This window comes from Oculatella sp. LEGE 06141, from assembly GCF_015207605.1.
Lineage (GTDB): Bacteria > Cyanobacteriota > Cyanobacteriia > Elainellales > Elainellaceae > Oculatella.
Genome location: NZ_JADEWO010000005.1, coordinates 191,269 through 199,000, shown reverse-complemented (window position 1 = coordinate 199,000; position 7,732 = coordinate 191,269). Strand labels below are relative to the sequence as shown.

General features: G+C 52.1%; 6 protein-coding genes. All 6 read right to left on the bottom strand.

Annotated features, from left to right (window positions below; all coding sequences use genetic code 11):
- Positions 1 to 1,561, bottom strand: a 1,561-nt coding sequence (locus IQ268_RS06120) for a filamentous hemagglutinin N-terminal domain-containing protein (protein WP_193876578.1), incomplete at its 3' end; no start/stop codon positions are given.
- Positions 1,549 to 2,196 carry an SH3 domain-containing protein gene (locus IQ268_RS06115; RefSeq protein WP_193876576.1) on the bottom strand — a complete coding sequence of 216 codons (648 nt, stop codon included), beginning with the start codon at positions 2,194 to 2,196 and terminating at the stop codon, positions 1,549 to 1,551. The genes IQ268_RS06115 and IQ268_RS06120, both read right to left, overlap by 13 nt.
- Positions 2,197 to 2,318: 122 nt before the next feature.
- The gene (locus tag IQ268_RS06110) at positions 2,319 to 2,957 is read right to left on the bottom strand and encodes a hypothetical protein (RefSeq protein WP_193876574.1); all 639 of its coding nucleotides are present in this window, start codon (positions 2,955 to 2,957) and stop codon (positions 2,319 to 2,321) included.
- Positions 2,958 to 3,090: 133 nt separating this feature from the next.
- Complete coding sequence (locus IQ268_RS06105) at positions 3,091 to 4,239, bottom strand: calcium-binding protein (protein ID WP_193876572.1); 1,149 nt, start codon at positions 4,237 to 4,239, stop codon at positions 3,091 to 3,093.
- 320 nt (positions 4,240 to 4,559) lie between these two features.
- The gene (locus IQ268_RS06100) at positions 4,560 to 5,300 is read right to left on the bottom strand and encodes a DUF928 domain-containing protein (protein WP_193876570.1); all 741 of its coding nucleotides are present in this window, start codon (positions 5,298 to 5,300) and stop codon (positions 4,560 to 4,562) included.
- A 33-nt stretch (positions 5,301 to 5,333) separates the two neighbouring features.
- The gene (locus IQ268_RS06095; protein WP_193876568.1) at positions 5,334 to 7,676 is read right to left on the bottom strand and encodes a CHASE2 domain-containing protein; all 2,343 of its coding nucleotides are present in this window, start codon (positions 7,674 to 7,676) and stop codon (positions 5,334 to 5,336) included.
- Positions 7,677 to 7,732: the final 56 nt, after the last annotated feature.

The window sequence follows — 7,732 nt, the reverse complement described above, 5'->3', positions numbered from 1 at the left end:
GCCCAATTGCGCTGGCAATTAAGCTGAAATTGCCTTGGCGATCGCTGCCGTCTAGCCGAATTGGCCCATCAATATTGAGATTGATGGCACCCGCCCTACCACTGCCAAAAACGGCGGCGATCAGAGACGACCCGCGTATGAGCGACAACGACTCTGCTGTAATCGCAATACTGCCACCTCGCCCGATTGCACCCGGATCAACCGTGCTGTTGGCTGTACTGAAATCAAATACGACAGCATCTTGCGCTTGAATCCAAATATTTCCAGCATTGCCGCGATCGCTAGTGGTGGCAAATAAACCTGAACCGCCGGTGAGCGACAGCGACCCAGTTGTAATGTTCAGGTCACCTGCGTTGCCCTGCGATCGTGTACTTGTTTGGATTTGAGCGCGATCGCTCAGAGAAATGGCTTCTGCCTGGAGATGAATGTCTCCCGCATGTCCACGCCCGCCTGCACTCAATACATTTGACACCACGCTATTTTGCAATCGAACGGCTCTGGCTGCACTCAGCGTGATGTCTCCTGCTTGACTGGCAGACCCGCCGAGTCCCTCGGCAATTCCTGCTGTGATGCCGCTGTTTTGCAGGGCGATCGCTTCGCCATATAGCGCCACACTACCGCGAGCGGCGGACTCTACCTGAATTGCAGATTGGTTTTGTAGCACCACATTGCCTTGAACGCGGACGGATGGTGCAATTTGCCAGGTGTGTTCCCCTTGTGACAGCGGTACGGTTCCTTGTGCAGCAGCGAGTTCAACTACGCCACCGCGAGCCGTCAGCACACCACCATTCAGCCGGATATTGCCACCGATCAGCAACAAGCTTCGACCCGCTGGAACTTGAAGTCCAACAATATGAGGTGAGGTCGGATCGATCGCACTCGATCGATTCACAATCGGTTGCGGCAGGGAATTCACGAGCAAAGCAGTGGGTTGAATGGTCAGCAGTGGTGAGGGTGGCTGAGTCGAATTTGTGCTAAATACGCCGCGATCGCCAAATTCAATGGCAGATGCGCTAGAAGCCACAAACGAGCCGCCGACATCCAAACGGGCATTGCGCCCAAATAAAATACCGTTGCGATTGAGCAGAAAAAAATCTGCTGTTCCCAACACGCCTAATGTGCCGTTGATGCGCGATCGCCCCCTTCCTGTCACCCGCACTAAAAGGCGATCGATTCCACTGGGTGCGGCAAAATACACGCGCTGCCCATCGTTCACATTAAACGTCTCGAAGCTGTGAAATAAGTTACCGCCGCGCTGAATGCCGCCTTCAATTTGATCCACCGATTGACCATTCACCAAGACATCGCGCTGAATGCGCGCGCGCTCATTTCCTAAGCTGCCGTCCAGCACAATTTGAGCAGATGTGGCAGGCGAATAGAGCAGGGCGATCGCGCCAGATAGCAAGCAGACAAGCGGACAACGGGGCATGACGACTTCAGGCAGCGTAGATTCGCTAAGCGTACTTTGGACTGGAATCAAACCATAACCTGAAGGGTTCGCAATTGAGAAGCGATCGCGGCGGCAGCTAATCCTTTCTTCACACCAGGTTAGCGATCGCACATGGTCAAATTGCCTTGGCTAGTGGAAGCATCATCTGATATCCAGCCGCTAATGGGCGATCGAATTTCGACCCAGTTACGACCTTCGCTTTCTTGGATAATGGCGGGATAAGCGGATGGCGTGACTCTGGAACCGTTTCGCACTGTCCGCAAAATGCGGCTGCGGGTTGAAGGTTCGGCGCGGATGTTGAGACCGTTGCTGCCAAGCGCTCGCACATACAGGCAGTCCACCGTCTCACCACTCAGAATTGCTCTACCGCTGTTGGTTGTCACAAATCGGCCATTTTGCCAGCAGCCATACTCGACACTGCCTGTTCCTATCCGATAGAGCGACGTCGTGAGGCGAAACCAGTAGTTTGTTTCTGCACCTGCTCCGGCTGACTCACAAAACGCCTCAAAATCCATGAATCCACCGAGTTCTGAATTGGAAAACCCAGAGTCAAAGTTTGCGCCTGTGGCTTGTGATCGCGGAAACCACAGGCCCCATCCGGGCTGAGGTAAATTGTTTGCGCCATTCGGATCGCCTTGATCTGCCAGTGCGAGAGGCGACAAAACAAAGGTTCCCATCAGCAAGCCAACCATGCTTGTATGAACTGTAGAAACTAACCCTTTCATGAAATTGCTATTACTCACCATAGTGTTTCAAATTCCAATAGTTCAACACAAAAGATGGGACATCATTGCCTTTATCCAACTTATAGAAGCATCAGCTTGCCGCAGGCAATTCCAGAAATGCGATCGCTTTCAATTCATTTCAATTAACGCAGTGGAAAACCATTGTAGGAGGCTTGCACAACTGTATTGGGATAGGCTTGCTGATTCCATTGCAAGTTTTCAAGGGCTTGCTCATGAGTCCAACCTGGCTCGTAGCCGACGCGCACTCCGTCCCAGTACAGTTCATAGCCAACTTTGTAACCATAGAAACGGCCTTCTACCTGTGTATCAGGATAAGCAGCTTTATTCTGCTCCAAATTCTCGATCGCCTGTTGCAATGTCCAACCCGGCTCATAGCCAACCCGCACCCCATCCCAATACAGTTCGTAGCCGATTTTAACGCCGTTGAAATAGCCATCAACTTGAACACTAGGGCGAGTACTTTTGTGATGTTCCAGGCCAGCAATCGCTTCTTTCAGCGATCGGCCTTGTAAACTGATAGACTCGCCATTCAAACGCAATTCGTAGCACCCAAATAAAGTGTCGATTATATTTGGAATATCGATCGAGGGGCCAGCATTATCAACTTCTATACAGAACAGGGACGTTGAGGGTCTAACCCTCATTGAGGGGGAATCTGCCATTGCTGAAGATTGAGCGACAAAACCGGCAAGCGGTATGCTGATGCTGAGAAGGGTATGAAGTAGCGCTTTGCGGAGGGCGATCGGTCGAATCATCGTCATGAGTTGAACTCCTTTGTGAATGAAAATGTAAGTGATATAGCGAGATAAGGTTAGGACAAAATTTTTTGAGGGCAGAGAGCCAATCTTGTCATAATTGGCTTCACTGCATCTCTTGAAGGTGAATCGGTTAACTCTAGAACGGCGAGGCAGCAACAATAATGTCGCGAGCGGTGAGGGCAGGCTTTTCTCCGAATGTGGCGATTTTTACCTGAGCCACACCACCCTTGCCATCTTTGTCGTAAAACAGGGAACCACTGCGCTGGTCGTAGATGAAGCGATCGTTGCCATCGCGAGCCTGTGCGCCTTTGACAAATTGGTTCGCCTTTAATACTCCCGATCGCAGCCCTGCAAAACCATCGAGGTCAAACGCCAGTTTGTCACCTTCTTGTTTGTTGAAATCAATGATGCGATCGCCTTTGTCGCTCAATCTATTGAAGACAAACAGATCAGCACCAGCACCGCCGCTGAGTGTATCCCCGCCTGCCCCTCCCACTAGAATGTCGTTGCCTGCACCACCTGCAAGCACATCTTTCGCACCTAGACCCAAAATCAAGTCCGTTCCTGCCGTTCCTTGTAGAGTGTCTGCCTTCGGTGTACCAATGATTCGGTTGATCGAATCTGGTACACCCGGTGTGCCTCCAGGTGTATCAGTATCGGGCTGCGGATGAATATAATTGGGGTCAAAGACAAACACATTCGAGTTGTTTAAGAAGCCGCTGGAGTTGGTGATTGTCTGAGCCGAAACATCTTGCAGCACCGCAACCACATCCTGTTTATCGCCCTTTGGCCCTACAAAGACAAGAGCAGCATCCACAACATTAGCGGTGTTCTCCTGTCCAAACGGTTGTCCCCAAAATACAGGAACAAGACGGTATTCAGAAGCAGTTCCCTGAAGCTGAATTTTGTCGCCTGCACCAGCATTGAGGTCAGGGGTGAAATCTGTAATTAGGGCAAAGCCTTTGGGTGAATTAGAATCAAGGGCATCGTCATTGAGATAAGCAGGGCTGCCAGTCGAATCTCTGAGGTCAAACAAGTCGCTGCCGTTGCCGCCAGTTAGTGTATCCAATTCAACAGGCGAACCTTGTTCAAACTTGCCGCCGTAGGGTCTGAGGATATCATTACCGTCGCCGCCCAATAAAGTGTCATCTCCGGCTCCGCCCAGGAGAGTATCAGAGTTCAGACCACCATTAAGAATGTCATTGCCTGCCAATCCGTTGAGGATATCTTTTTCTTTGCCGCCATTGAGCGTGTCATTGCTGTTGGTGCCGTTGAAAGTTGCCATGATGTTCAGTCCTTAAGTGACAAGGGTTAGAGTTAGAGCCAACTGAAAATAAGGCAGCACAATCTGTCAGCATCAATTGCTTGATCTAGCAGATTGAAGTTGCTTGAAGCCTTTGGGAATGAAGCAAGACGATCGCTTATCAGTCTGTCTTCATTCGGTTTTCATCGGTCTCTTGAACTCCTTACTTCACTTTTGCGGGCAACTTTCGGCACTTATGCAGTCTCAGCAGCAGAATTTTGAAAAATGGCTGGATGCAATACAGATTTTTTGCGACAGGTCGATTAGAGGGTGTGTAAACTGCCCCGATTGAGCAACTTGGCTTATTGAGGAGTGCAACAAGGGGCGATCGGCTGCTCAGCCACTGCTTCTAAGCCAACCTGCCGCAGCAACTCTAGCCAGGCGGTTTCAGCCTGTGCGGGGTCTGTTGCCCTTAAGTCTGCCAGCATTGTTAAACTGTCGTACCACAAGCCAGATGCGGCATAAAGGCGCGATCGCTCCAGCGGTGCTGCTGCTGCAAACTGGCGTTGCTGATTGGGGGTGAGGCGCAATCGCTGCACGGTTCCCTGCACAAACACGGACTCTGAAGGTCGAGCCGGATTGCAGTAGATTGCCAGTGTCCAGAAGTAGGGTTTATCTGGCTCCATGGCAGGTGCCGTGTCAGGAACGGCAAGGCGAATCAATCCGGGCTGTGTGTCTGAGGTGAACTGAGTCCGATACAGTTCTTGATCGGTCGCATCTTGCAGAACAAACTCAATCGCTACATCAGCCGTTAAAGCACTCGGTAGGTAGAACCAAAGCGTTGGGTGTTCACTTGCGGTCAATCCCCAAACACGTCCTTCGGGCGTAGGTACCAGTGCCGTCAACTCCTGATATTGCTCACAGCTACCGCGACTTGCGCCCCCTTGCGATCGCCCCCTCGGTGCCCCCTGATCGGTCGGTGGTGGTGGCGCGTTGAAGATGATGCGGCTATCAGTAACAACAGGATTCGCCCAGACGGGCTGTGTGATGGCAATCACACTAAGACAGGCGATCGCCCAACGCTGAAATCGATTCGTACTCATACGTTTTCCCGGACGTGACGCATTCAAGCTTGACTATTTTCTCAGATTCGCGTTCCCGTAAGAGACAGCGCCGCCCAATGCTAGAACGCCCAGACTCGCCGGAAACAGCGGTACCCATATTCCTTCTACTAAAAGAAACATGCTAGTTCCGGTTAAGCCGCTCAGCACGACGAGCAGGATTAGCCCCTGATGCAGCCTGGAGCGCCCCAGTTTGATGAACACGCCGTTTGCCAATGTCCAGATCCAGATCCATAATCCCTCTGCCCACTGCGGCCAGACTGAGAGCAGTGAGCGGCGATCGAGAACGGCGCTAAGAATCTGACTCGCCATTTGCGCTTGCAGAAATACGCCGGACACCTGCTGCGATCGCCCACTGCCATAGGGCGTTGACCAGACATCTTGACTGCCAACAGCCGTTACACCAATTAGTACAATCCGGTCTTGAATTTGGGCAGAGCTGACCTCGCCTTTGAGCAGTTGCGTCAACGAGACGGAGGGCGCGATCGCTTGCAGAGGACGCGATCGATAGTTCAGTAAAAGCTGATTACCACGTGCATCGATCGATTGATATCCGCCTGCCCGATCTTGCAACCGATGCAGAACTAGATCGCCAAATTGTAGATTGCCGTCAGCGTTGAAGTGGGCAGAAATTTCGGCTTTGTCGAGGTAGCTGAAGACAAGCTGCATATTGAACGCATAGGGAGCCGCACAAGATGCTTGCGAATCAGGAGACATTAGCATCAGGTGTCGTCGCAAAACGCCGTCATCGTCGGTGAGAAAATCGCTAAAGCCGACTTGAGCAGCAGGAATCTCCGGCGGTGGGGCAATCCCGATCGCGTCTTCCGCGCCGCTCAACCGTTTGCAGACAACGAACAAGCGGCGATCGTCTCGCAGTCGCTCGGCTAGAGGCGGCAGATTCGAGGCAAAATCTCGGTACACATCCAGCCCAATCACCCGCGCTGGCTGAAGCTTGATTAACGCTTGATTCAAGGCGGCATCGGAGAGCGATCCGCGCCGATCGCTGGCATTTTGCGCTTGAATATCTGCCTCATCGATCGTCACAATTAAAAAGCGATCGTCTGGTGATTCTAGCGGACGCAGGCTGAGCAATCGATCGAACGCCCACAGTTCCGCAGGCTGAAGCAAACCGAGCGATCGCACTCCCAGCAAGCAGCCCGTCACTAGCAAACTGCCCGCTAGCAAACCGCGCCAGCTCAGCGATCGATTTCTGGGGCGTAATTCGGGGTTGGGCAACGTGGCATTCTCTCTCCCGCTCCATTCCTGCCAGCTTTGCGGTACTTCAGCGGGATTTTGACAGAGAACGGGCAGCCATGTTGCGCCCGGAAAGTCGGTTTCGAGTGCCTGCAACTGTTCGCGGGCTTGTCGCACTGAAGCATAGAGTGATTGCCCAGTTGAGAAAGCCAGCAGAAACGACTTGAGGAATTCCTGGGCAACGCGATCGGGCACGGGTTCGCGCATGGCGATTACCTGAGGAATCTGTAGATCAGCCAAGTCCCAGGCCAACCCCAAACCATCGCAGGAATTAAAAATGGCTAGCTTCAGTCCTGATGCGATCGCCCGCTTCAGTCCGTAGCGCAACTGCTCGATCGTCAGGCTCGTTGTCGGATTCACGTGAATTCGCCCTTTGCCCTGACTCGAACTATGTCCTGCAAAAAACAATAGATCCCAGCCCTGCTGCCACAGATGCTCGGTAAACTGCTGAACATCCGGCTGAATCAACAGTTTCAAGTTCGTATCAGGAATGTCTTGTAAAAGCTGTCGATCACGCTCAAGATCAATGTTCTGCTGGTCGCCCAAAATCGCCAGAATGTTCACTTTCGATCGGCTCGTGGGTGACGTTCTAGCAGCGCGAGAATATTCTGGTAAACTCAACGCCAATTCTGCGTTTGGGTAGTCTTCAAAAAACTGCCACAGATGCCAGGGCAACTGTAACAAAGCGCGATCGACAGCCGTAAAAATGCAGCGAATCTCATCATCTGGTGTTAAGTAAGTTCGAAGCTGACGATCGATCGCCGCAAACGACGCTGTACCCAACCAGGTGTTGATCGCCTGCTGCACCTCGTGCCCACAGTTGTAGAACTCGGCCTCCGAAATTTGCGTAATGTCATCGTCATCGTCATCAATTTCGATCGATCGAACTGCAGCCGATCGAGCCTGCCATCCTTTGTAGGCATAGAGTGCAGCATAGAGACGTTGCCACCGCTGATAGAGCCGATCGAGTTCCGGTGCAGGTGGCAAACTGGCAAGAAACTGCATCGGTGTAGCTGAATTACCTTGCCAAAGCTGAGCGATCGCAGTCGGGCAACCCTGCTCTAAGTTGCCTTGCGTAAAGTTGAGAACAACAAGCTGACTCATGGCGCTCGAGGTGGGCTGGAAAGAAGGGCAGGGCTATTTCAAAGTTAGTAGAGAAA

Bases quoted from the DNA above. Each gene is read 5' to 3' on its own strand.
- IQ268_RS06105 (WP_193876572.1), bottom strand. From the start codon at position 4,239: ATGGCAACTTTCAACGGCACCAACAGCAATGACACGCTCAATGGCGGC.
- IQ268_RS06110 (WP_193876574.1), bottom strand. From the start codon at position 2,957: ATGACGATGATTCGACCGATCGCCCTCCGCAAAGCGCTACTTCATACC.
- IQ268_RS06115 (WP_193876576.1), bottom strand. From the start codon at position 2,196: ATGGTGAGTAATAGCAATTTCATGAAAGGGTTAGTTTCTACAGTTCAT.
- IQ268_RS06095 (WP_193876568.1), bottom strand. From the start codon at position 7,676: ATGAGTCAGCTTGTTGTTCTCAACTTTACGCAAGGCAACTTAGAGCAG.
- IQ268_RS06100 (WP_193876570.1), bottom strand. From the start codon at position 5,300: ATGAGTACGAATCGATTTCAGCGTTGGGCGATCGCCTGTCTTAGTGTG.